Origin of the sequence: Candidatus Bathyanammoxibius amoris, from assembly GCA_024451685.1 — a bacterium.
GTDB lineage: Bacteria > Planctomycetota > Brocadiia > Brocadiales > Bathyanammoxibiaceae > Bathyanammoxibius > Bathyanammoxibius amoris.
Map to the genome: position 1 here is coordinate 21,823 of JAMXCW010000010.1, position 21,304 is coordinate 43,126.

Annotated in this window: 33 protein-coding genes; all 33 read right to left on the reverse strand. The window is 52.3% G+C overall.

The window, feature by feature from the left end:
- Positions 1-4: 4 nt before the first annotated feature.
- The 33 genes from rpsD to rpoC are packed head-to-tail and all read right to left on the reverse strand — an operon-like array spanning position 5 to position 21,292.
- A complete protein-coding gene (rpsD, locus tag NOU37_06770; GenBank protein MCQ4574936.1) occupies positions 5-631 on the reverse strand; it encodes a 30S ribosomal protein S4 in 627 nt (208 codons plus the stop codon).
- Positions 632-637: 6 nt separating this feature from the next.
- Positions 638-1,018, reverse strand: a complete 381-nt coding sequence (gene rpsK, locus NOU37_06775) for a 30S ribosomal protein S11 (GenBank protein MCQ4574937.1) — start codon at positions 1,016-1,018, stop codon at positions 638-640.
- The gene (locus NOU37_06780) at positions 1,018-1,863 is read right to left on the reverse strand and encodes an SAM-dependent methyltransferase (GenBank protein MCQ4574938.1); all 846 of its coding nucleotides are present in this window, start codon (positions 1,861-1,863) and stop codon (positions 1,018-1,020) included. Before NOU37_06780 ends, rpsK begins: the two co-directional genes overlap by 1 nt.
- 7 nt (positions 1,864-1,870) lie before the next feature.
- Positions 1,871-2,251 carry a 30S ribosomal protein S13 gene (gene rpsM / locus NOU37_06785; protein MCQ4574939.1) on the reverse strand — a complete coding sequence of 127 codons (381 nt, stop codon included), beginning with the start codon at positions 2,249-2,251 and terminating at the stop codon, positions 1,871-1,873.
- Between the two features lie 19 nt (positions 2,252-2,270).
- Positions 2,271-2,384: a 50S ribosomal protein L36 gene (rpmJ, locus tag NOU37_06790; GenBank protein ID MCQ4574940.1), complete on the reverse strand. Its 114-nt coding sequence runs from the start codon at positions 2,382-2,384 to the stop codon at positions 2,271-2,273.
- Positions 2,385-2,417: 33 nt separating this feature from the next.
- The gene (infA, locus tag NOU37_06795) at positions 2,418-2,636 is read right to left on the reverse strand and encodes a translation initiation factor IF-1 (GenBank protein ID MCQ4574941.1); all 219 of its coding nucleotides are present in this window, start codon (positions 2,634-2,636) and stop codon (positions 2,418-2,420) included.
- Positions 2,637-2,647: 11 nt separating this feature from the next.
- On the reverse strand, positions 2,648-3,403 hold the full coding sequence (gene map, locus NOU37_06800; protein ID MCQ4574942.1) for a type I methionyl aminopeptidase: 756 nt from the start codon (positions 3,401-3,403) through the stop codon (positions 2,648-2,650).
- Positions 3,400-4,062, reverse strand: coding sequence for an adenylate kinase (locus NOU37_06805; GenBank protein MCQ4574943.1), 663 nt, complete (start codon positions 4,060-4,062; stop codon positions 3,400-3,402). Before NOU37_06805 ends, map begins: the two co-directional genes overlap by 4 nt.
- Positions 4,059-5,441, reverse strand: coding sequence for a preprotein translocase subunit SecY (gene secY, locus NOU37_06810; protein MCQ4574944.1), 1,383 nt, complete (start codon positions 5,439-5,441; stop codon positions 4,059-4,061). The genes NOU37_06805 and secY overlap by 4 nt, the downstream gene beginning before the upstream one ends.
- Complete coding sequence (gene rplO / locus NOU37_06815; protein ID MCQ4574945.1) at positions 5,438-5,884, reverse strand: 50S ribosomal protein L15; 447 nt, start codon at positions 5,882-5,884, stop codon at positions 5,438-5,440. Before rplO ends, secY begins: the two co-directional genes overlap by 4 nt.
- A complete protein-coding gene (gene rpsE, locus NOU37_06820) occupies positions 5,881-6,348 on the reverse strand; it encodes a 30S ribosomal protein S5 (protein MCQ4574946.1) in 468 nt (155 codons plus the stop codon). The genes rplO and rpsE overlap by 4 nt, the downstream gene beginning before the upstream one ends.
- A gap of 39 nt (positions 6,349-6,387) precedes the next feature.
- Positions 6,388-6,756 carry a 50S ribosomal protein L18 gene (gene rplR / locus NOU37_06825; GenBank protein ID MCQ4574947.1) on the reverse strand — a complete coding sequence of 123 codons (369 nt, stop codon included), beginning with the start codon at positions 6,754-6,756 and terminating at the stop codon, positions 6,388-6,390.
- A gap of 18 nt (positions 6,757-6,774) precedes the next feature.
- Entirely contained in the window at positions 6,775-7,338 is a 564-nt protein-coding gene (rplF, locus tag NOU37_06830) for a 50S ribosomal protein L6 (protein ID MCQ4574948.1), read from the reverse strand.
- 14 nt (positions 7,339-7,352) lie between these two features.
- Positions 7,353-7,748: a 30S ribosomal protein S8 gene (gene rpsH, locus NOU37_06835; GenBank protein ID MCQ4574949.1), complete on the reverse strand. Its 396-nt coding sequence runs from the start codon at positions 7,746-7,748 to the stop codon at positions 7,353-7,355.
- A gap of 10 nt (positions 7,749-7,758) precedes the next feature.
- Positions 7,759-7,944, reverse strand: a complete 186-nt coding sequence (locus NOU37_06840) for a type Z 30S ribosomal protein S14 (protein ID MCQ4574950.1) — start codon at positions 7,942-7,944, stop codon at positions 7,759-7,761.
- A 3-nt stretch (positions 7,945-7,947) separates the two neighbouring features.
- Complete coding sequence (gene rplE / locus NOU37_06845; protein MCQ4574951.1) at positions 7,948-8,487, reverse strand: 50S ribosomal protein L5; 540 nt, start codon at positions 8,485-8,487, stop codon at positions 7,948-7,950.
- 4 nt (positions 8,488-8,491) lie between these two features.
- Positions 8,492-8,833 carry a 50S ribosomal protein L24 gene (rplX, locus tag NOU37_06850; GenBank protein MCQ4574952.1) on the reverse strand — a complete coding sequence of 114 codons (342 nt, stop codon included), beginning with the start codon at positions 8,831-8,833 and terminating at the stop codon, positions 8,492-8,494.
- Between the two features lie 15 nt (positions 8,834-8,848).
- Positions 8,849-9,217 (reverse strand): 50S ribosomal protein L14, encoded by a 369-nt coding sequence (gene rplN / locus NOU37_06855; GenBank protein MCQ4574953.1) that lies wholly within the window; start codon positions 9,215-9,217, stop codon positions 8,849-8,851.
- 2 nt (positions 9,218-9,219) lie between these two features.
- Positions 9,220-9,477 carry a 30S ribosomal protein S17 gene (gene rpsQ, locus NOU37_06860; GenBank protein ID MCQ4574954.1) on the reverse strand — a complete coding sequence of 86 codons (258 nt, stop codon included), beginning with the start codon at positions 9,475-9,477 and terminating at the stop codon, positions 9,220-9,222.
- Positions 9,478-9,479: 2 nt separating this feature from the next.
- Positions 9,480-9,704 (reverse strand): 50S ribosomal protein L29, encoded by a 225-nt coding sequence (gene rpmC / locus NOU37_06865; protein MCQ4574955.1) that lies wholly within the window; start codon positions 9,702-9,704, stop codon positions 9,480-9,482.
- A 2-nt stretch (positions 9,705-9,706) separates the two neighbouring features.
- Positions 9,707-10,114 carry a 50S ribosomal protein L16 gene (gene rplP, locus NOU37_06870; protein MCQ4574956.1) on the reverse strand — a complete coding sequence of 136 codons (408 nt, stop codon included), beginning with the start codon at positions 10,112-10,114 and terminating at the stop codon, positions 9,707-9,709.
- Positions 10,089-10,763, reverse strand: coding sequence for a 30S ribosomal protein S3 (gene rpsC, locus NOU37_06875; protein MCQ4574957.1), 675 nt, complete (start codon positions 10,761-10,763; stop codon positions 10,089-10,091). The genes rplP and rpsC overlap by 26 nt, the downstream gene beginning before the upstream one ends.
- Before the next feature lie 16 nt (positions 10,764-10,779).
- Positions 10,780-11,121 (reverse strand): 50S ribosomal protein L22, encoded by a 342-nt coding sequence (rplV, locus tag NOU37_06880; GenBank protein ID MCQ4574958.1) that lies wholly within the window; start codon positions 11,119-11,121, stop codon positions 10,780-10,782.
- A 20-nt stretch (positions 11,122-11,141) separates the two neighbouring features.
- Entirely contained in the window at positions 11,142-11,426 is a 285-nt protein-coding gene (gene rpsS, locus NOU37_06885) for a 30S ribosomal protein S19 (GenBank protein ID MCQ4574959.1), read from the reverse strand.
- Between the two features lie 9 nt (positions 11,427-11,435).
- Positions 11,436-12,266, reverse strand: a complete 831-nt coding sequence (rplB, locus tag NOU37_06890) for a 50S ribosomal protein L2 (GenBank protein ID MCQ4574960.1) — start codon at positions 12,264-12,266, stop codon at positions 11,436-11,438.
- A gap of 11 nt (positions 12,267-12,277) precedes the next feature.
- Positions 12,278-12,559 carry a 50S ribosomal protein L23 gene (gene rplW / locus NOU37_06895; GenBank protein ID MCQ4574961.1) on the reverse strand — a complete coding sequence of 94 codons (282 nt, stop codon included), beginning with the start codon at positions 12,557-12,559 and terminating at the stop codon, positions 12,278-12,280.
- A gap of 6 nt (positions 12,560-12,565) precedes the next feature.
- The gene (rplD, locus tag NOU37_06900) at positions 12,566-13,177 is read right to left on the reverse strand and encodes a 50S ribosomal protein L4 (protein ID MCQ4574962.1); all 612 of its coding nucleotides are present in this window, start codon (positions 13,175-13,177) and stop codon (positions 12,566-12,568) included.
- On the reverse strand, positions 13,174-13,815 hold the full coding sequence (rplC, locus tag NOU37_06905; GenBank protein MCQ4574963.1) for a 50S ribosomal protein L3: 642 nt from the start codon (positions 13,813-13,815) through the stop codon (positions 13,174-13,176). Before rplC ends, rplD begins: the two co-directional genes overlap by 4 nt.
- Before the next feature lie 49 nt (positions 13,816-13,864).
- Positions 13,865-14,176, reverse strand: coding sequence for a 30S ribosomal protein S10 (rpsJ, locus tag NOU37_06910; GenBank protein MCQ4574964.1), 312 nt, complete (start codon positions 14,174-14,176; stop codon positions 13,865-13,867).
- A gap of 55 nt (positions 14,177-14,231) precedes the next feature.
- The gene (gene fusA / locus NOU37_06915) at positions 14,232-16,304 is read right to left on the reverse strand and encodes an elongation factor G (GenBank protein ID MCQ4574965.1); all 2,073 of its coding nucleotides are present in this window, start codon (positions 16,302-16,304) and stop codon (positions 14,232-14,234) included.
- A gap of 9 nt (positions 16,305-16,313) precedes the next feature.
- On the reverse strand, positions 16,314-16,787 hold the full coding sequence (gene rpsG, locus NOU37_06920; GenBank protein ID MCQ4574966.1) for a 30S ribosomal protein S7: 474 nt from the start codon (positions 16,785-16,787) through the stop codon (positions 16,314-16,316).
- Positions 16,788-16,798: 11 nt separating this feature from the next.
- On the reverse strand, positions 16,799-17,173 hold the full coding sequence (gene rpsL / locus NOU37_06925; GenBank protein ID MCQ4574967.1) for a 30S ribosomal protein S12: 375 nt from the start codon (positions 17,171-17,173) through the stop codon (positions 16,799-16,801).
- Positions 17,174-17,188: 15 nt separating this feature from the next.
- Positions 17,189-21,292, reverse strand: a complete 4,104-nt coding sequence (gene rpoC, locus NOU37_06930) for a DNA-directed RNA polymerase subunit beta' (protein ID MCQ4574968.1) — start codon at positions 21,290-21,292, stop codon at positions 17,189-17,191.
- Between the last annotated feature and the right edge of the window lie 12 nt (positions 21,293-21,304).

Below are 21,304 nucleotides of genomic sequence, written 5' to 3' on the forward strand. Positions count from 1 at the left end.
CTGATTATTTCGAACAAAGCTCGACTACCAACTGCTCCTGTATAGGAACTGAAACCTCTTCCCTCACCAACAGCCTAAGGACTTTGGCCTGCGGGGTGTCTTTATCCAATTCCAGCCACGGCGAATCAAAGCGTGGCGCATAACTCTGAAGATTGGTCGTTGCCATACCCACACTCTGCTTTCTTGTGGCCGGTTTAATAACATCACCTACCCTCACAAGGTAGGAAGGTATGTCGAGCCTTCTGCCGTTTACCATTATATGGCCGTGACCTATTATCTGTTTCGCCTCCTTCCTGGATGCAGCGAAGCAAAGAAGGTAGAGTACATTGTCCAGCCTCCTTTCCAGCAATACGAGTAGATTTTCTCCCGTGTTACCCTTTTGTCGTTCGGCCTTCTCAAAGACCTTCCTGAAAGACCTCTCCATTACGCCATAGGACCTTTTCAGTTTCTGCTTCTCCCTGAACTGCAGTCCATATTTGGACATCTTGCTTCTGCGCCAGAAATGCTGGCCGGGAACGGTTTTCCTCTTCGTAACGGGACACTTCACCGTATGGCAGCGGTTGCCCTTGAGGTACAATTTTGTCCCTTCTCGTCTGCACAACCTGCAGGACGGCCCATTGTATTTGCCCATCTCCTACTACACCCTCCTCTTCTTTCTGGGGCGACAACCGTTGTGTGGCAGTGGTGTCACGTCTTCGATGGATTTAACGCTAAGCCCTGCCATCTGAAGTGCCGTGATGGCGGATTCCCTGCCTGAACCGGGTCCCTTGACCTTTATGTCAAGCTCTGAGACCCCTTGCTTTAAGGCCTTATCAGCCACGTTTTCGGCGGCCTTCTGTGCCGCAAATGGGGTGCTCTTTCTGGAACCCTTGAACCCCACAGTCCCTGCCGATGCCCAGCATATGGTCTCTCCGTTCAGGTCTGTTATATTGATGAACGTGTTGTTAAAGGTAGCCTTTATGTGAGCCACCGCCCTGTTAACGGTGCGTCGTACATTCTTTTTGCCAGATTTGGCCATCAGCCATCCTCTCCATTGAAATGTTCAGGAAGAAACTTTTCTAATATTGAACGGACACCAAACTGATGACATAATCTCCTGTAACCGTCCATTCCCTTCTTCTTTCCAGACCTCAGTCTTCTCGCCGTTATGACAAGGTTCTTCGGCGTCACCGTGGGAGGGACTATCTCATGGAACGTAACATGATAACCGGCTCCCATTAAGACCTGTGCCCTTAAGGCATCCGTAAGAAGGTCTGCAAAGCGATAGCGCAGAGGGCCAAAATCCGTCAGGTCCTTCAACGGTTGCGTGGACCGTATCTGACCCCTGACCTGATTGTGGCAGCAAGGCACTACCATAATGTATGCCGCGTCCAACCTTATGCCTCTGGCCACTGCCTCGTCCGTGGCGGAGTCACAGGCATGGAGGGCAAGGACTATGTCTATCTTTTTCTCTCCCGGGAGCTTGAACTCCCGTGTCCGCCCTAACGAGAAATCCATGTTGTCGTAATCAAGCGTGACGGCAATCCTGCGGCACTTCTCCACAAGGGCCTCAGAGACGTCTACCCCGTAAAACGTACATTTCATACCGTCTAATTCCTTCAGTATGCGGTTCAGGGCGAAGGCCAGATATGATTTACCGCATGAGCACTCCAAAAATACCAGCTCATCATCCAATACGTCCTTGAGTGCGCGCAGGATATGCAAGGAAAAACCGACCGTTTCCTTGAACTTCTTTATTTCTCTGTGGCTGACGCCGCCGTCGGGACCTTCCCACCTGAGGGCACGCAGAAACTCACCGGAGGAAGTCAACACGGTGGAAATCGCCTCAGCGCTATACTCTGTATCCTGCAGAATGGTGCTCATATATTTATTAACCTTTTTCCACGCCCTTCTTGCCTGCTACGGTCCTTTTCCTACCCTTTCTGGTGCGGGCGTTTGTGCTTGTCCTCTGTCCCCTTACGGGCAATCCCATCCTGTGTCGCAAACCACGATAACTGCCAATACTCCTCAACAGGCTTATATTCTGGTTGGTCTGACGCCTGAGAGCACCTTCAACAACGTGGTTCTTTTCTATATAGGCCCCCAGGGTGCTTAACTGGTCTTCATGCAGGTCTTTTGCCCGAACGCTTTCGTCCATGTTCAGTTCCTTCAGAACTTTACCTGACAGGGTTCTGCCTATACCGAATATGTAGGTGAGTGAAATAACTATCGGCTTGTCAGCCGGTATGTCTACTCCCGCAATCCTAGGCATTAAAGACCCCTTCCTTTTGTCATCCCTGGCGTTGTTTGTGCCTCGGGTTGGTGCATACAACGCGAACCACGTTCTTACGCCTGATTATCTTGCAATGCTCACAGATACGTTTTACTGAAGACCGTACTTTCATATTGCTTTCAGAAACCCTTCCTGTCTCCGGCCCCTAGGGCTGACGGTAAATTATTCTCCCTCTATCCAGGTCATACGGTGACATCTCTATGGTTACTTTGTCGCCCGGCAGGATTCGTATGAAATGCATCCTCATCTTGCCAGAGACATGTGCCAGAATCTTATGTCCGTTCGGCAATTCTACCCTGAACATAGCGTTCGGGAGAGATTCTTTTACGACTGCTTCTACCCTTATAGGCTCCTCTTTAGCCATACACTCCTTGTTTATTCCCTTGTAAGTACCTCACAACCCGTATCAGTAACCACCACGGTATGTTCGAAATGGGCCGAGAGCTTACGGTCTTTTGTGACAACCGTCCACTTGTTGTCCAGCACCTCCGTCTCGGCACTGCCCTCACATATCATAGGCTCGATGGCCAAAGTGGTGCCCGTAAGCAGTGTCACGTCTCTGGCCAGCAGGGAATCACTCACATAATTCGGCACCTGAGGGTCTTCGTGCATGTCCCTTCCGATCCCATGCCCGGTATAATCCCTTACCACAGAATACCCGTTTGCCTCTGCATGCTCCTGTATGCAGGCGGCGACATGAGAGAGTTTTGTGCCGGACCTTATCGTCTTTATCGCCCTGTACAGGGACTCTTCACATACCCGTAAGAGACTCTCCGTACCGGGTGAGTTCTGCCCTATAATTAACGACACCGCCGCATCCGCCATATATTTCTTGTATTCCACGCCTATATCAACGCTCAGGACGTCGCCTTCGCTAAGTTCTCTCGAACCCGGTATACCATGCACCACCTCTTCATTGATGGAGGTGCATATGCTCCTTGGAAAGCCCCTGTAGCCCTTAAATACCGCCCTGCCGTTGTGCCGTTGGACATATTCGTCTAATTCCACGTCCAGAAAATCCGTAGTAACTCCAGCCTTCGCCAGCTCTCTTGCAAGATGCAGTGCCCCGGCAACTATCCTCCCGGCCTCCCTCATCCTCTCTATCTGTCTGGCGCTCTTGCACTCTATCATATCTCTTCCATGGACAGCGCATCCAAGTACTTAAAAATTTCGCCCCGTATGTCCACCACATCCTGGTCTGCGTCAATGGTATTGAGTGCGCCTCTTTCTTTATAATAGTCGATAAGGCCCGCCGTCTGTTCACGGTAGACCTTAAGTCTCTTTTTCGCAGTTTCTACATTATCGTCCGGCCTCTGCCCAAGCTTCCCTCCACACTTGTCGCAGACGCCGGCCTCTTTCGGTGGCATATACAGTTCGTGGTAATTGGCTCCACACGATGAACACAGCCACCTACCTGTAAGGCGCTTTACCGCCGTTTCCTCAGATACGGCAAAATAGAATACCATATCAACTTCCCGTCCCAACTCCTTCAGGGTCTTGTCCAGGGCCTTCGCCTGCACAAGGTTCCTTGGAAACCCGTCTAAAAGAAAACTCGAATTCTGGCCGCCTTTTGCCATACAATCCGCAACGATATCTACCACCACCTCGTCAGGGACAAGAAGACCTTTTTCCATATATTCCTTAGCCTTCAAGCCGGTCGCCGTGCCTGCCTGAAGGGCCTCTCTGAGCAGGTCGCCGGTAGAGACGTGCTCCATATTCCTTTCTCTGCACACGGCCTCAGCCTGGGTCCCCTTCCCTGCACCTGGAGGACCTAAGAATACGACGTTCATCCTCTCCTACCTCTTATCCTCCCCGTGCCACCGAGGAGTCCGCTGTAGTGCCTCATAGTCAGGTGGGCCTCTATCTTCTGTAGCATGTCCAGCGCAACACCCACCACTATAAGCAACCCGGTCCCGCCATAAAAACCTGCTATAGCACGACTTACCTCAAATCCCCTCGTCATCACCATCGGCAGCAATGCGATTATTGCCAGGAATGCGGCGCCAGCCAGGGTTATCCTGCTCATGACATTTTCGAGGTAATCAGCCGTCCGCCCGCCGGGCCTGATACCGGGGATAAAACTACCATAGTCCTTCATATTATCTGACATGTCTTTTGGGTTAAACTGTATCGCCGTCCAAAAGTAACAGAAGAAGGCTATAAGAAAGCAATAGAGACTCACATAAACAATCCCGCCCTGAAGGGCCTCAGTCAGGCGTGAGGTCATCCAGTAGCCGAGACTGTTGGGTTCAAACCTCACCTGCAGGCCCTGTAAGATTGCGGTTGGAAATATAAGCAGAGACTGTGCAAATATGATGGGCATTACCCCCGCCTGGTTTACCCTGAGCGGGAGAAAGTGCTTCTGGCCACCATAAACCTTTCGCCCGCGGGTGTGCTTTGCCTGCTGGACGGGGATGCGTCTCTGGCCCTGGGTAATATATACTACCCCGGCTACTATGGCCAAGAAGGAAGCTATCAACATTAACAGCTTAAAAATGCCTATTTGATGCTCAGCCGGAGCAACCGAGAACGTGAAGTTCGAGACAATCTGGGAGAATGCCCAGGGGAGACGGTCTACAATACCCACCATTATTACTATAGAAATGCCGCTTCCTATCCCAAATTCATCTATCTGCTCTCCTATCCACATCAAAAACATGGTCCCTGTGGTAAGCAGCAGGGCGGCCATGAGCTGAAAGCCCATGCCCTGGAGATACACCGGCACCACCGGCACGTTGTTTATCTCTATCGTGTAGAGTGTGCGGGTAAGGATAAAGGCCTGAAACATACAGAGACATACGGTGGTCATTCTCGTATACTGGTTTATCTTCTTTCTCCCCGCATCTCCTTCCTTGTTCAGTCGCTCTAAGGCCGGAACAACCCCTACCAGCAGCTGAAAGATAATGGACGCGCTTATGTAGGGCATAACCCCCAGGCCAAAGACAGCGCCTGACGCAAGGGCACCACCGGCAAAGAGGTCTACCAGGCCGAGAAGCTGGCCTACACCCGTACCCGTAAACTGCACAAAATATGTCTTCAGGACTTCTGTATCAATACCGGGTATCGGAATAAAGACCCCGACCCTGCACAGGGCGATGAGGCCCAGGGTGATCAAGAGCTTGCGCCGCAGTTCGGGTATCTTGTATATGTTTTGTAACTTTTCTATCACTCTATTACTTTCGCCTCACCACCTGCGGCCTTTATCTTTTCGACGGCGCTCTTGCTGAACTTGTGGGCAAAGACCTTAACCGGTCTCTTGAGGTCGCCGTCCCCCAGGACCTTTACCCCGTCCCCGTACTCTTTCTTTATGAGACCGGATTCCAGAAGGGTTTTAACGTCTATAACGTCTTTACCCTCCAGAGAATTGATCTGACTCAAGTTTATTATGCTAAAGGTTTTCTTGAAAATGTTTGTGAAACCCCTCTTCGGGATGCGGCGCACCATAGGCATCTGCCCGCCTTCAAAGTAAAGCCCCGTCTCAGTCCCCGAGCGGGCCCCGGCACCCTTTGAGCCCCTGCCGCACGTCTTGCCGAGACCGGAACCCGGACCGCACCCCAGACGTTTCTTCCGCCGCTTCGGTTCGCCATATGTCTTAACGTCCTTCAGGTTCATTCCAGGTCTACCCCTCTGAGTTGGGCTATATGCTTGGGGTCTTTCAAGGAACGCAGCCCCTCCATAGTGGCCTTCACGATGTTTAACGGGTTCCTTGAACCATAACACTTCGTCAGTATATTCCTTACCCCCGCCAGCTCTACAACCGCCCGCACGGCCGCACCGGCCTTTATCCCCGTACCGGGGGCCGCAGGTTTTAAAAACACACGGGCGGCGCCGTATCGACCCCATATCTCGTATGGGATGGTATCACCCTTTAAGGCAACGTGCGTTAGAGTCTTTTTGGCCTCCTTTGTGCCCTTAGATATCGAACTCGGCACCTCTCTGGCCTTGCCGAAGCCGACTCCCACGTTTCCCTGCCTGTCTCCAACAACTACCAGGGCACTGAAGCTCATGTTCTTACCGCCTTTGGTAACCACCGTACAGCGGTTTATGGTAACTACTACTTCTTCGAGGGCTCCTATTTCCTTTTTCTTCTGCGGTTCCGCCAAGTCTCCTCCTCTTTAGAATTTCAGCTCTGCCTTTCGAGCCGCATCAGCAAAGGCCTTCAACCTTCCATGGAACTTATAGGCACCCCTGTCAAAAACCACCTTGCTGACGCCGACTTTTTTTGCCTCACCTGCAATCTTCTCTCCTACCAGTTCCGCCGCCTTCTTGTTACCTCCCGAAGGAAGCTTTGCTTTGACGTCCGAGGAGAGGGTGGAGGCGGATGCCAGGGTTCTGCCCTCGCTGTCATCAATCAACTGACAGTACAAATTCTTAAGGCTCCTGTACACGGTGAGACGTGGCCGCTCCTTGGTCCCGAACACCTTCCGGCGCACCCGTAGATGTCTTTTGCGCCTTCCGTTCCATTTTTTCTTTTGAGGGTCCACGCCGTTAAAGAACCTCCTTTACTGCTGTGCGGCGAAGGCCTTGCCAGCCTTCCTCCGTACTACCTCGTCCTTGTATTTTATGCCCTTGCCCTTATACGGTTCCACCGGCCTCAACCTCCGCACCGTGGCGGCAAACTCTCCCACCTGCTGTTTGTCTATGCCTGTCACAGAGAACTTTGCGGGATTCGTGGGCTGTGTGACCTGTACCGTTATCCCTTCAGGAACCTCTACCTGTTTCGGCTTGCTGTGACCTAACGCCAGCACCAGGTTCTTTCCCTGCAGCTTCACGTTGTAGCCCAGCCCCACTATCTCCATCTCCTTCGTGAAACCCTTTGTCACGCCTTCTACGGCGTTGGCCACAAGCGTCCTCCAAAGGCCCTGAAAGGCCCTTTGTCTCGAATTGGTGGTAGGGACCTTTATCCGGATAGTCCGGTCCTTGGAGTCGTACTCCGCCGTCACTACGGGATGAAGGGTCTGGGAGAGCTGTCCCTTAGGGCCCTTCACCTTTACGGTACGCTGGTCTGATATGCTGACGTCCACACCCTGGGGGACGGCTACAGGTAACTTTCCTATGCGAGACATAATTGTCTATTCTCCTACCAGACCGTACATAAGACCTCTCCACCGACTTTTGCCTTGCGACATTCCCTGTCACTCATAATACCGCCGGAGGTGGACACGATGGCGATACCCACTCCACCCAGGACCTTTCTCATTTCGTCTACACCTTTGTACAACCTGCGTCCCGGCTTACTCTCCCGCTTCAGTTGACGTATAACCCTTTCTTTCCGACGACCGTATTTAAGATAGATCCTGATGACGCCCTGCTTGTCGTCTTCTGTTTCCTTATAGCCCTTTATGAACCCCTCGTCTTTCAGCACTTTCGCAATCGCACACTTCACGTTCGAGCGAGGCACGTCCACACTTTCATGCGTCTTCATGTTCGCGTTTCTGATACGCGTCAACATGTCTGCTATGGGGTCGGTCATCATGGCGTCTCTCCTACCAGCTTGCCTTTCTGACTCCGGGTATATCTCCACTGGAGGCCAGGGTCCTGAAGCAAATCCTGCATATCTGGAACTTGCGGTAATATGCCCTCTGCCTGCCGCATAGTTTACAGCGGTTATACTTGCGGGTCTTGTATTTCGGTTCTCTCTTCGTTTTTTCTAATAGAGCTTTCCTGGCCATATCTTATTCCCCGAACGGTGTGCCTAACATACGGAGTAATTCCTTGGACCTTTCTTTACGCTTACCGCTTATGACTATGGTTATATCCATGCCCTGAACAAACTCTACGTCATCAGGGTTTATCTCTGGAAAGACCACCTGTTCCTGTATGCCGAGGGTGTAATTCCCCGCCTGGTCAAAGGCGTCTGGGGACAGTCCCCTGAAATCCTTTATCCTCGGGAGGGTTATGCTGACTAGCCTGTCCATAAATTCGTACATCCTCACGCCCCTCAACGTGACCTTGCACCCGATGGCGTCTCCCTTCCTGAGTTTGAATCCCGCTACGGATTTCCTGGCCTTGGTAACTGCGGGCTTCTGACCCGTGATAAGGCCGAGTTGCTTCTGGGCATCTTCGAGGCACTTCTTGTTCTCCAGGGCCTGACCGACTCTCATGTTTACGACTACCTTGGAAATCCGGGGCACCTCCATGATGTTCTTATAGCCAAACTTCTTCATCATCTCCGGGGCGACCTCTTCCTTGTAGCGCTTCTCTAACCTGGCCATTACCTTATGCCTCGACTCCCGCGGTTATTACGTGTCCGCATTTGTAACAAACCCGAGCCTTTGACTTTCCTTTTTCCTGTTTGATACGGGTCCTGACGCCTTTGTTAAACTTTGCACAATTTTTGTTTGTACACACCACCAGCACGCTAGACACCGCGACAGGGGCCTCTTTCTGCACCCTGCCTCCCTGCGGGTTCTTTTGACTGGGACGAACGTGTTTGTTTATATAATTAACACCCTCTACCAGCACCCTGTTCTTCTTGACGAAGACCATCAACACCTTTCCGGTCTTCCCGGCCTCATCCCCGGCCATAATTTGAACTATGTCCTTCGCTGCTATATGCATACCCTGTTCTCTTCTCTACACGACCTCCGGGGCCAGAGACAATATCTTCATAAAGTTCTTCTGCCTCAACTCCCTTGCAACGGCACCAAAGATCCTGGTTCCCCTGGGATTACCATCGTTGTCAATAATAACGACCGCGTTCTTGTCAAACCGCAAATAAGAACCGTCTTCCCTGCCGATGTTGTTTTTCGTACGCACTATGACACCCTTTACCACCTCGCCCTTCTTCACCTCCCCGCCGGGCATGGCCTTTTTCACCGAGGCCACTATTATGTCACCGACCCCGGCGCACTTCTTGCGGGACCCGCCGAGCACCTTTATGCACATGACCTTCTTGGCGCCCGAGTTGTCGGCCACATCCAGTCTTGAATATTCCATTATCATGACTATGCCGCCTTTTCCACTATCCGTACCAGCCGCCAGCGTTTGGTCTTGCTGAGGGGCTTTGTTTCCATAATCTCCACCTTATCGCCTACACTCGCCCTGTTCCCCTCATCATGGGCCTTGTAGACGGTGGTCCTTCTGATATATTTACCGTAGCGCGGGTGCTTTTTCCGCCTTTCCACTTTCACAACAAGGGTCTTGTCCATCTTGTTGCTGCTCACAATGCCCATTACCCGCTTTCTCCCGCTCCTGTCTTCCATTTCTACTTAGTTTCTCCAGAATACAGTTTCTTATTGATGCCAAGCTCCATCTCTCTAAGTACCGTCTTGGCCCTTGCTATGTCTTCTCTGGTTCTTGCGTATTGCGCAGAGTTCTTGAGCTCCCCTGCCTGCCACTGGATCCTGAGGTTTAACAGCTCCCTCTTACTGCCTTCCAGCTCTTCTAATATCTCTTCGTGTGATTTGGCCCTGAGCTCTGCGGTTTTCATCGCTACAGCCTCCTGGTTATCATCCTGACCCTAACCGGAAGTTTATGTGCTACACGGCTAAAGGCCTGTTTTGCCATAACCTCGGGTACGCCCCCGATCTCGTACAGCACCGTACCGGGTTTTACAACGGCAACCCAGAATTCAGGTTCACCCTTGCCCTTCCCCATGCGTGTTTCAATAGGCTTTGAACTAACGGGTTTATGCGGGAATACCCTGATTATGAGCTTTCCCTCTCCCTGCAGGAAATGGCTCACGGCTACCCTCCCCGCCTCCAGCTGCTGTGCGGTGACAAAGCAGGACCCCATGCTCTGCAACCCGTACTCCCCGAAGGCCACGGTATTGCATCTGGTGGCGTTGCCCTTGATACGTCCGCGCTGGTTCTTCCTAAACTTGACTCTCTTTGGCATCATACGCATAGCGGCGTTTCTCCCCTGGGGCAAAGTTCCCTTTGTATATCCAGACCTTCACACCTATGGTACCGTATGTGGTAACGGCCACGTGAAATCCGTAATCAATATTTGCTCTTAAAGTGTGCAGCGGAATCTTGCCGTTGCTGACGGACTCCGTTCTGGCTATTTCCGCTCCTGCCAGTCTGCCCGCTATCTGCACCCTACACCCCTCTGCACCCGCGTTCATGGTCACGTCCAACGCCTTTCTCAGCGTCCTGCGGAATGCGGCCCGTCTCTCCAACTGTTCACCCACCGCCTCCGCAACAAGCTGGGCATCCAGCTCAGGCTTATTTACTTCCTTTATTTTTACCGTCACCTTACGTCCTGCCAGTGACTCCAGCTCGTCCGTCAGTTTGTCTATACCGGCGCCCTTGCGCCCGATAATAAGACCGGGACGGGCCGTGTGCAGGGTAATTCTGGCCTCTTCCCTGGTCCTCTCTATCTGAACAACCGGTATGCCCGCGAAGCGGTAGTTTTTCTTGATATGCTCGCGGATATTTCGGTCTTCGACAAGAAGTGTACCGAATTCCTTCTTGTTGGCGTACCAGTTTGAACGCCAGTCCTCGGTTATGCCTATCCTAAATCCCCTGGGATGAACCTTCTGGCCCATGGCGTCTACTTCCTCCCTATTGCTTGTTTTCGTCCGAAAGAACCACGGTAATATGACTGCTCCGCTTCTTAAGCGGCGCCCACACACCACGGGGTCTGGCCCAGTGCCATTTGCGTACGGGCCCGCCGTCGATCCTTATCTCGCTCACACGGAGGGCATCCAGGTCGCCTTCCATAGTCTCCTCGGCATTGGCCAGCGCAGACCTGAGCGTCTTGTCTATCATGCATGCGGCCCTCTTGCGGGTGACGCGAAGCACCTGCAGGGCATCGTTTACCGATTTACCCTTTATCAGGTCTGATACCAATCTCGCCTTCCGCGGGGAGATCTTTGCATATCTACAAATCGCCTTTACCCTCATAGCTGTCTCTGCATGAACTCCTATTTCTTTATTATTCCCTTCTTCCTGATTCCACTATGGCCCCTGAACACGCGGGTAGGAGAAAACTCGCCTAACCTGTGCCCCACCATGTCTTCCGCAACAAAAAGCTTATTAAATATTTTGCCGTTGTGGATAAGAAAGGTATGGCCGACAAACTCGGGAATGATGGTACAGGCCCTGGCCCAGGTCTTTATGGGGTCCTTCAGGCCGGACTCTCTCTGTTTCTCAACCTTCTTCATAAGTTTTTCATCTACGTACGGGCCTTTTTTTACCGAGCGGCTCATTTTATATTACTACCTCTTTTTTGTCTGTCGCCTGCGTACTATAAACTTGTTGCTGGGGGCCCTCTTGTTTCTGGTCTTGCCCCCTTTGGACAACACACCGGTGGGGCCGCAAGGCGGCCGACCGCCGTGTGACCTTCCTTCGCCTCCTCCCATGGGATGAGCCACGGGGTTCATGGCGACCCCTCTTACAGTGGGCCTTATACCCATGTGCCGTCTCCTGCCGGCCTTGCCAAAAGTTACGTTGCTGTGATCAGTGTTGCCAATCTGTCCTATTGTCGCCCTGCAGTTCTCGTGAATCTTGCGTATCTCGCCGGACGGCAGGGCTATCTGTGCATACCCGGCGTCACGGGACAGGAGCTTGATCATGCTGCCCGCAGACCTCGAAAGTTGCCCGCCGCGACCTATCTCAAGTTCGACATTGTGTATTTCCATCCCAAGGGGAATGTTCTTGAGCGGCATGGAATTCCCCGCCTTTGGTTCGACCTTGTCCCCGGAGACGACAGTCTCTCCTACCTTCAACCCCTCGGGCGCTATTATATACCTCTTCTCTCCGTCCCTGTAGTGCAGAAGCGCTATCCGCGCGGACCTGTTGGGGTCATATTCAATTGAGGCTACCTTTGCGGGGATATCGTGCTTGTCTCTCTTAAAGTCTATCTTCCGGTATTGCCTCTTTTCTCCGCCACCTATATGCCGGGCCGTCATCTTGCCCCGATGGTTCCTCCCGCCCGTCCTGGGAAGGGGTGTCAGCAGGCTTTTCTCAGGCTTTGTAGTAGTTATCTCTGAAAAATCTAAGACGCTGCCGAAGCGTCTGCCCGGAGATGTAGGTTTGTATTTTCTCATATACCGCGCCTCTAATAGCCCAAGTCTATCGTGCCACCCTCTTCAAGGGTTACTACAGCCTTCTTCCAGACGTGAACCTTCGTCAGACCGAACTTAGTCTTTTTGGACTTGCCCCGCTTGTTCATTGTCCTTACGTCTTTAACCTTTACGTGGAAGAGTTTCTCCACCGCCTGCTTTACCTGTATCCTGTTCGACTTCCTGTCCACCTCGAAGTGGAAGGTATTGTTCATGTCTCTGTCGGCGACACTTTTTTCGGTCTGTAAAGGTCTCTTTATAATCCTGTATATATCCAACGTCTCTTATCCTATATTACCAAGCTCGGAACGAGTGATGAGCAGTCTACCGTGTTTTATTATCTCGTAGGCGTTTAACTGGGTGGCTTTCATGACCTTCAGGCCTGGGACGTTTCTGGCAGATTTCCAGATTGTATGGTCATTGTCCTCCGCTACCACCAGGCAGCTGCCCTCTATACCAAGTGCCTTCAGTAAACTGACCATCTTTTTTGTACTGGGTTTACTGAATTCCAGCTTGTCTATGACCTTTACCTCTGCGTCCAACAGCTTCCCTAACATGGCGGAACGCAGCGCCTGTCTCCTGGCCTTTTTGGGCATATGGTACGAGTAATCCCTGGGTTTGGGACCAAAGACCACACCGCCACCGCGGAACAGGGGTGAACGCAGTGAGCCTGCGCGGGCCCTGCCGGTGTGCTTCTGGGCCCAGGGTTTCTTACCGGTGCCCTTTACCTCGGCCCTGGTCTTGGTACAGGCGGTACCAACCCTCCTGTTCGCCTCATACATGATTACGGCATCTTTGAGGAGGACTTTACGCACCTCGCCGCCAAATCTGGCCTCTTCCAGTTCCAGCTTCTCTACCTCTTTACCTCTGGTGTCGTAGACTGCCAGCTCTATCACGATTTCTGCCCCTGCTTGACGCTGTTCCTTATGATTACATATCCGCCATCGGCACCAGGCACGGCACCTTTCAATAAAAGCAAATTCCGCTCCTTGTCCACCCTTACCACCTCTAGATTTTGCACGGTTACCCTGGCCTGGCCCATGTGCCCCGCCATCTTCCTTCCCTTCCATACCCTTGAGGGATACGCGCTACAACCGATGGACCCTAACATCCTGGGTTTGACGTGGCCGTGGGTCATAGGCACCCCGCTGAATCCCCACCTTTTCATAGGCCCCTGAAAACCCTTACCCTTACTGAGGCCGATAACGTCCACCTTTTCTGCGCCTTCAAACATGTCGACCTTCAAGGTTTGACCGATCTCTACGGCCGGTTCTCCATCGTAGGCCACCTCACGAATGAACCTCTTCGGCCCTGTGCCTGCCTTCTTTGTGTGGCCAATATGGGGCTTTGTGACACTCTTTTCCTTCCGGTTGTCGAACCCCAGCTGAAGCGCCGAATAGCCGTCTCTGTCAGGGGTCTTTACCTGAAGGACGTTGCATGGTCCCACCTCAATGACGGTGACGGGTACTCTGACACCGTCGTCACGGAATACCTGAGTCTTCCCTAATTTTTTTCCAAGCAGGGCACCAATCATTGCGGAACCTTTCCTTAAAAGTAGTTTCTCGCAGGTCTCACTTAGTACTTTAAACCTTTATCCTTATCTCAATCCCGGCAGGCATGTTGAGCCTGTTGAGTGAGTCCACCGTCTTGGCCGTTGGCTCTACTATGTCTATAAGACGTTTGTGCGTCCTGATTTCGAACTGTTCCCTGGATTTCTTGTCCACATGGGGAGACCTGAGTACGGTGTACCTCTCAATGCGGGTAGGAAGTGGTACAGGGCCGGAAACCTTTGCTCCTGTTGCCTTTGCCGTCTCCACTATCTCGGCCGCGGCCTGGTCCAGCACCTTCTGGTCGTAGGCCTCCATACGTATCCGAATCTTTTGATCTATTACCATGTCCAACCTAAGGGAAAAGAGTCAATCTTACTTCGTTTTCATCTTATGTCAAGGTTTAAACAACACTTGCGTAGACTTCTTTGGGCGCGGCCTTGTAGTCAAATGGTTCCATAATATAGCTTCCACGACCGCTGGTTAACGACCTGAGGGTTGTGGTATATCCAAACATCTCGGCCAGTGGCACCAGTCCTTTAATTATCCTCACGCCGCTGCCGACACCCAACTCCTGTATCTCTGACCTGCGCCCATTCAGGTCCCCAAGGACGTCACCCAGATAGGATTCAGGTACTGCCACCTCTACTTTCATTATGGGTTCAAGCCGCACCAGGCCGACCTGCTGGATACATTGCACAATGGCCCGTGAAGCTGCGGTATAAAAGGAGAGCTCAGAGGAATCTACTGCATGGTGAGAACCGTCTGTCAGGGTGGCTTTTATATTTATAAGGGGATAACTGCCGGCAACGCCGCCCCGCGCAGAGTCTACGATGGCCGCCTTAACATGCTTTATGTACTGCTTGGGGATGGAACCCCCGACAATCTTATTCTCAAAGATTACCGGATGGGCGTCCTTGCACGGCTCAAAGGTTATTACCACATGACCGTACTGCCCGTGACCGCCTGTCTGCTGTACGAATTTCTCGTCTATCTCTACAGACTTGGCTATCGTCTCTTTATAAGCGACTCTCGGAGTGCCTATGTTTGCATCCACCTTGAACTCGCTGAGCATACGGTTCTTCAGTACCTCCAGATGCAGTTCTCCCATGCCGGACATTATAAGCTGCCCTGTTTCATCGTTCATGCATGCAGTAAACGTGGGATCTTCCTTCTTCAACCTCGCCAGGGCGTAGACGAGTTTTTCTTTCTCCGCCTGGGTCTTCGGTTCGACGGCCATGGATATAACCGTTTCCGGGAAGTGCATCGGCTCCAGCAGTATCTGGTGTTGACGTTCGCAGAGGGTGTCGCCGGTAACCGTATCCTTCAGACCCACTACGGCCACTATGTCGCCTGCCGTGGCCTTTTCTACCCGCTCACGCTCGTTGGCGTGCATCTTATAAATACGGCTTACCAGTTCCGTTCTGTCTGCCCGGGGGTTATATACCCTTTGCCCTGAACGCAGATTGCCAGAATAGAGACGCAGGTAGGTCATGTCTCCGTGCTTGTCTGCGAATATCTTAAAGGCGAGAGCCGCAAGGGGTTGGTCGGGCGAGGGTTCTCTGGTCATTGTGTCTTTTTTTTGGGGATGGGTTCCGGACACCGGCGGGATCTCGAGGGGAGAGGGGAGGTAATCACATACGGCATCAAGGAGCATCTGCACTCCTTTATTCCTGAACGCCGTGCCGCAGAGCACGGGGCAGAACTTTGAGCTCACGGTGCCCTGCCGGATGGCCTTCTTTATGTCTGCCTCCGTTATAGGTTCTTCCCTCAGATATTTTTCCATAAACCAGTCTACTTCCTCCGCGATATCCTCTATCATTTTTTCTCTCAGCATGGACGCTTCGGGGAGGTATTCCTCGGGCACGTCGACCACCTCATAGTTTTTGACAAGCTCTTTCTTTGACTCTGTGTCCTCATACAGCCAGGCCTTCATCTTCACCAGGTCTATGCAGCCTATGAATTTTTGTTCCTTGCCGATGGGCATCTGTATGGGTATCGCCCTGGCGCCCAGCTTTTCTTTTATGTCTGCAACGGCACGAGCGAAATCGGCACCAACCCTGTCGAGTTTGTTTATGAAACAGAGCCTGGGCACATTATATTTGTCGGCCTGCCGCCATACGGTTTCAGACTGTGCCTGCACGCCGGCCACGCCGCAGAATACGCATATGGCCCCGTCCAGCACCCTGAGCGACCTCTCCACCTCTGCCGTAAAGTCAACGTGTCCCGGGGTGTCTATAATGTTTATCTGGCTCTCGCCCCAGGAACACGTGGTGGCCGCCGCGGTAATGGTTATACCCCGTCTCTGCTCCTCCTCCATCCAGTCCATTGTGGCCGTACCCTGATCCACCTCTCCTATCTTGTAGGCCCTGCCTGTGTAGAAGAGTATCCTCTCGGTAAGGGTCGTCTTACCCGCGTCTATGTGCGCGGCTATTCCAATGTTGCGCAGTTTGTTAATGTCTAACTTCTTTTCCATAAGTGCTTTCTACCACGTGAAATGGGCAAACGCCTTGTTTGCATCGGCCATCTTGTGTGTATTTTCCTTCTTCGTATATGCGGCACCCTGTTTTCTATATCCGTCCAACAGTTCATCGGCCAGCCTTCTGTGCATGGGGCGGCCCTTTTTGGCCTTCGCGGCCTGAAGGATCCACCTGATACTCAAAGAAGTCTGCCTCTTTCTGGGGACCTCTATGGGCACCTGATATGTCGCCCCGCCTATGCGTCTGGAACGCACCTCTACCATGGGCTTCACATTGTTTATGGCCGCCTCAAGGACTTCTATCGGTTGTTTGTCCTGAACCTTTTTTGCTATGTAGTCCATGGCGTCATAAAACACCCCTTCGGCCGTACTCTTCTTGCCCTTTCGCATCAGGCAGTTTATGAACTTGGCCGCCAGCTTGCTGTTATATCTTACGTCCGGTTTTAGAAATACCTCTGTGCTTTTATACTCAAGCCCCATAGATTGCCTCCCTACTTAGGACTCTTTGCGCCGTATTTTGAACGTCCACGTTTTCTCCCCGTCACGCCGCCAGTGTCCTGAGTACCCCTGACTACGTGATACTTTACCCCCGGCAGGTCTCTAACCCTGCCGCCTCTAATCAGGACGATGGAGTGTTCCTGTAGATTGTGGCCTTCTCCAGGGATATAGGCGGTGACCTCTTTCCCATTAGAGAGCCTCACCCTGGTTACCTTCCTGAGGGCGGAGTTAGGCTTCTTGGGTGTGCGTGTCATGACCTGCAGGCAGACGCCCTTTTTATGCGGACAACCCTCAAGGTCAGGACTCTTGCTTTTTTTGCCTACCTTTTTTCTTCCCTTCCGTACAAGCTGGTTTATCGTAGGTGTCATATCGGCTTATCCTCTTTAACTACCTATTATGTCTTCCAATCCCTTTGTCTCCTCAGATTCTACCGGCCTAACCTCAATAGCGGTAAGTCCCTTAAACCCTGTACCTGCAGGAACCAGATGTCCAAGGACGACATTCTCTTTCAAGCCCACCAACGGGTCTCTCTGTCCTTTAAGGGCGGCAAGCGTCAAGACCTTGGTGGTTTCCTGGAAGCTGGCTGCTGATATAAAGCTGTCGGACTGTAACGAGGCCTTGGTTATGCCCATAAGCATTGGTTTGGCCGTAACGGGTTTGCCTTTGGCCTCTTTAACGCGCTTGTTTTCTTCTCTAAACCTGTGTTTTTCTATTACCATCCCGGGGAGCAGGTCGGTGTCGCCGGGGTCGTCTACGGTTATCTTGCGGAGCATCTGGGCTATAATTATCTCTATATGCTTGTCATCTATCGGTACGTTCTGTGACCGATAGACGTTCTGAACCTCCCTTAACATATACTCCTGAAGTTCCTCTTCACCGCTGACACGCAGGGTGTCCTGCAGCACCAATGCTCCTTCTACAAGGGGGTCTCCGGCCTTAACACGGTCACCCCGGTGGACCTTGAGGTGCTTGCCCCTGGGTACCAGGTGTTCTCTCTGATGCCCTGAGACCTCATCCTTTACGATGATGGTTCTCTTGCCGCGCCTTTTTTCTCCCAGTTCCACTACCCCGTCAATCTCACTGATAACGGCCGGGTCTTTCGGTTTTCTGGCCTCGAATATCTCGGTGACACGGGGCAGGCCTCCCGTGATGTCTTCCGTGCGGGTAATCTCCCTCGGTGTCTTGGCCAGCAGGTCTCCTGTAGCAACTGAATCGCCTTCCTCCACCTCAATGTACGCCTTCTCCGGGATAGGATAGGCACTGAGGATTTTCCCGCTTTCGTCTTCAATTATAATCTGCGGGTGGAGGTCTCCCTTGTGCTCTATGATGACCTTTCTCTCGACGCCCGTTGCGGTCTCTATCTCTGTGCGTACGGTCTTGTCCTCGACGAGATCCTCGAAGCGAATCTTTCCCGTAAATTCGGCCAGGATGGGCGTCATGTGGGGGTCCCACCTGGCAAGAACCTGCTGGGCAGAGACCTTTTTCTTTTCTTCTACCGTGATCACCGCGCCCAACGGGATAATATACTTATCTATCTGCCTGTCCTTATCGTCTACAAGCAACAACTCCCCGTTGGCCACCAGAGAGGCCAACTGACCCTGTGGATTTTTTACAACCTTCAGGTTCTGACCGAATTGTACACGACCTGTCCGCTTGGCGACGACCTCCGATTCACCGACAGAGCGGGCCGCCGTCCCACCTATGTGAAACGTCCTCATGGTAAGCTGGGTGCCCGGCTCCCCGATAGACTGGGCGGCAATTATTCCCACAGCCGTGCCCGGCTCCACCATCTCGCCCCTCGAGAGGTCCATTCCATAACACCTGGCGCATATACCCAGAGACATCTCGCACGCAAGCGATGAACGCACGCGGATCTTCTCATAACCCAGGGCCTCTATTCGTTTCGCCTTGTCTTCGTCTATTAATTCGTTTTCCTTTACAATCACCTCGTCCTTGACAAGATCGACTATGTTGCTCCGCGCGACCCTTCCCGTTATTATCCTGCTTAGGGGGATCTCTACCTTCTCGCCGCGGTAAATTGCGCTCTTGGTGATGCCGCCAAGGGTCCCGCAGTCCTCACCGGTTATGACAACGTTTTGCGCGACGTCGGCCAGCTTTCTGGTAAGATAGCCGCTATCCGCCGTCTTCAGGGCGGTATCAGCGAGACCCTTCCTTGCGCCGTGCGTGGAACTGAAGTACTCAAGTACTCCAAGACCCTCCCTGAAGTTGGACTTTATGGGTGTCTCGATTATACGGCCGGAGGGTTTAGCCATAAGGCCTCTCATGCCGGCCAGCTGGCGTATCTGCTGGGTGCTCCCTCTCGCACCTGATGCCGTCATCAGGAACACGGGGTTAATGTATTGCTTGCCGTCACGAACGTCGTTCTCGAGCTCTTTCAACATTTCCTCGGCGACTGTGTTGCTTGCATCGGTCCAGCAATCTACAACTTGGTTGTACCGTTCGCCTTCTGTGATGGAACCCTTGCGATAAAAGCCTTGGATTTTCTCTACTTCGGCCTCCGTCTTGGCCAGTATCTCCTTTTTCTTATGGGGCATTTTCAAATCGGATGCACTAAGAGACAACCCCGCCTTCGTGCACTCTTTAAACCCGAGGGTTTTGATCGCATCCAGGAGTTCAATTGTTTCCTCCCTGCCGAGCTGCCCGTAGCAGTCTCGTATAATCCTGTTCAGGCCCCTCTGGTTGAGGCTGAAATTATAAAAGGGAAGTGACTCGTTCAATATACTGTTGAAGACTACCCTTCCTACCGTGGTCTCAACCAACCCGTTCTTGGGTTCCTCGGGGCCGTTTAAACCAACTATCTTCCTTTCTCTGGGCAGACGCAACTGCATTTGAGTATGCACTTTGACCTTTTTCTCGCTGTAAGCCAGCAACACTTCGTCCATGCATGAAAATACTCTGGGCCGTCCGTCCTTTTTGCGTCCATCTGCCGCGGGCAGATGGGTAATGTAGTAGCAACCAAGGACTATATCCTGTGAAGGGCTTATGATAGGTTCCCCGGAGGCCGGAGAGAATATGTTATTGGTGGACAGCATCAGCGTTATGGCCTCTATCTGTGCCTCGTAGGACAGGGGCAAGTGGACCGCCATCTGGTCACCGTCAAAGTCGGCATTGAAACCCTTACAGACCAGGGGATGTAGCTTTATGGCGTTGCCCTCTATCAACACCGGCTCGAAGGCCTGGATGCCTATCCTGTGAAGCGTTGGTGCCCGGTTCAGGAGTACGGGGTGGTGATATACTACTTCTTCCAGGATGTCCCATACAATTTCTTCTCTCTTGCCCAGTATCCTTTTGGCGCTCTTTATCGTGTCGGCCTGGCCTATCTCCTTCAGGCGTCGTATTATGAATGGCTGGAACAGCTCGAGGGCTATCTTCTTGGGAAGTCCGACCTGATGCAGTTTCAACTCAGGGCCAACCACTATTACGGAACGGGCAGAGTAATCCACCCGTTTGCCCAGGAGGTTCTCCCTGAAACGGCCCTGTTTACCTTTAATCATGTCGGTCAAAGATTTAAGTGGCCTGTTATTGCTGCCCAGGACAGGGCGCTTTGACCTCTCGTTGTCGAACAGGGCGTCCACTGCCTGTTGCAACATTCTTTTTTCATTGCGGATTATTACCTCCGGCGCGTTCAGGTCGAGCAGTTTTTTCAGACGGTTGTTGCGGTTTATAACCCTGCGATAGAGGTCGTTGAGGTCTGACGTGGCAAAATTACCGCTCTCCAATAGTACCAGGGGTCTCAGGTCAGGGGGTATTACGGGAATAACCGTCAGTACCATCCATTCCGGCTGGTTGCCTGAATCCCTGACGGCTTCAACCAGTTCAAGCCGTCTTACTATCTCCCTCTGGCGCTGCTGGGAGGCTGTCTTGCCCAGTTCCTCACGAAGCGTCTTGGAGAGCTTGTTCAGGTCTAATTTTTGGAGCAGCTCCTTGATGGCCTCGGCTCCCATCTTGGCCTTAAAACCGTGCTCGTCGTATTTTTCCTGACAGTCTCTGTACTCGTCTTCACTGAGAAGCTGGCACTCGTTAAGCGGGGTGTTGCCCGGGTCAATCACGACATAGTCTTGAAAGTAAACGACCCTCTCCAGACTGGTAGTCTTCATTCCCAGCAGGGTGCCCAGCCTTGAAGGCATCGCCTTGAAGAACCATATGTGGATTACGGGCGCGGCCAGGCCAATATGGCCCATCCTCTTTCTTCTCTCCCGGGAGTGCGTTATCTTAACGCCGCAGCGGTCGCACACGATACCCTTGTGTTTTATACCCTTGTATTTGCCGCAGAAACATTCCCAGTTGCGCTCCGGACCGAAGATGCGTTCACAAAAGAGCCCGTCCTTTTCGGGTCTGTACGTGCGGTAGTTGACTGTCTCCGGTTTCTTTACCTCTCCATAGGACCAACTCCTTATGTCTTCAGGAGACGCAAGAAATATGCTCACAGCATCGTATTCGTTTATCTTCTCAAATAATGCTTCCACAATACACCTCTT

Excerpts from the sequence above, each read along its gene's own strand:
- rpsD (MCQ4574936.1), bottom strand. The coding sequence starts at position 631 with ATGGGCAAATACAATGGGCCGTCCTGCAGGTTGTGCAGACGAGAAGGG.
- rpsK (MCQ4574937.1), bottom strand. The coding sequence starts at position 1,018 with ATGGCCAAATCTGGCAAAAAGAATGTACGACGCACCGTTAACAGGGCG.
- NOU37_06780 (MCQ4574938.1), bottom strand. The coding sequence starts at position 1,863 with ATGAGCACCATTCTGCAGGATACAGAGTATAGCGCTGAGGCGATTTCC.
- rpsM (MCQ4574939.1), bottom strand. The coding sequence starts at position 2,251 with ATGCCTAGGATTGCGGGAGTAGACATACCGGCTGACAAGCCGATAGTT.
- rpmJ (MCQ4574940.1), bottom strand. The coding sequence starts at position 2,384 with ATGAAAGTACGGTCTTCAGTAAAACGTATCTGTGAGCATTGCAAGATA.
- infA (MCQ4574941.1), bottom strand. The coding sequence starts at position 2,636 with ATGGCTAAAGAGGAGCCTATAAGGGTAGAAGCAGTCGTAAAAGAATCT.
- map (MCQ4574942.1), bottom strand. The coding sequence starts at position 3,403 with ATGATAGAGTGCAAGAGCGCCAGACAGATAGAGAGGATGAGGGAGGCC.
- NOU37_06805 (MCQ4574943.1), bottom strand. The coding sequence starts at position 4,062 with ATGAACGTCGTATTCTTAGGTCCTCCAGGTGCAGGGAAGGGGACCCAG.
- rplO (MCQ4574945.1), bottom strand. The coding sequence starts at position 5,884 with ATGAACCTGAAGGACGTTAAGACATATGGCGAACCGAAGCGGCGGAAG.
- rplF (MCQ4574948.1), bottom strand. The coding sequence starts at position 7,338 with ATGTCTCGCATAGGAAAGTTACCTGTAGCCGTCCCCCAGGGTGTGGAC.
- rpsH (MCQ4574949.1), bottom strand. The coding sequence starts at position 7,748 with ATGATGACCGACCCCATAGCAGACATGTTGACGCGTATCAGAAACGCG.
- NOU37_06840 (MCQ4574950.1), bottom strand. The coding sequence starts at position 7,944 with ATGGCCAGGAAAGCTCTATTAGAAAAAACGAAGAGAGAACCGAAATAC.
- rplE (MCQ4574951.1), bottom strand. The coding sequence starts at position 8,487 with ATGGCCAGGTTAGAGAAGCGCTACAAGGAAGAGGTCGCCCCGGAGATG.
- rplX (MCQ4574952.1), bottom strand. The coding sequence starts at position 8,833 with ATGCATATAGCAGCGAAGGACATAGTTCAAATTATGGCCGGGGATGAG.
- rplN (MCQ4574953.1), bottom strand. The coding sequence starts at position 9,217 with ATGATAATGGAATATTCAAGACTGGATGTGGCCGACAACTCGGGCGCC.
- rpsQ (MCQ4574954.1), bottom strand. The coding sequence starts at position 9,477 with ATGGAAGACAGGAGCGGGAGAAAGCGGGTAATGGGCATTGTGAGCAGC.
- rpmC (MCQ4574955.1), bottom strand. The coding sequence starts at position 9,704 with ATGAAAACCGCAGAGCTCAGGGCCAAATCACACGAAGAGATATTAGAA.
- rplP (MCQ4574956.1), bottom strand. The coding sequence starts at position 10,114 with ATGATGCCAAAGAGAGTCAAGTTTAGGAAGAACCAGCGCGGACGTATC.
- rpsC (MCQ4574957.1), bottom strand. The coding sequence starts at position 10,763 with ATGGGCCAGAAGGTTCATCCCAGGGGATTTAGGATAGGCATAACCGAG.
- rplV (MCQ4574958.1), bottom strand. The coding sequence starts at position 11,121 with ATGAGGGTAAAGGCGATTTGTAGATATGCAAAGATCTCCCCGCGGAAG.
- rpsS (MCQ4574959.1), bottom strand. The coding sequence starts at position 11,426 with ATGAGCCGCTCGGTAAAAAAAGGCCCGTACGTAGATGAAAAACTTATG.
- rplB (MCQ4574960.1), bottom strand. The coding sequence starts at position 12,266 with ATGAGAAAATACAAACCTACATCTCCGGGCAGACGCTTCGGCAGCGTC.
- rplC (MCQ4574963.1), bottom strand. The coding sequence starts at position 13,815 with ATGATTGGTGCCCTGCTTGGAAAAAAATTAGGGAAGACTCAGGTATTC.
- rpsJ (MCQ4574964.1), bottom strand. The coding sequence starts at position 14,176 with ATGGTAATAGATCAAAAGATTCGGATACGTATGGAGGCCTACGACCAG.
- fusA (MCQ4574965.1), bottom strand. The coding sequence starts at position 16,304 with ATGGAAAAGAAGTTAGACATTAACAAACTGCGCAACATTGGAATAGCC.
- rpsG (MCQ4574966.1), bottom strand. The coding sequence starts at position 16,787 with ATGGGGCTTGAGTATAAAAGCACAGAGGTATTTCTAAAACCGGACGTA.
- rpsL (MCQ4574967.1), bottom strand. The coding sequence starts at position 17,173 with ATGACACCTACGATAAACCAGCTTGTACGGAAGGGAAGAAAAAAGGTA.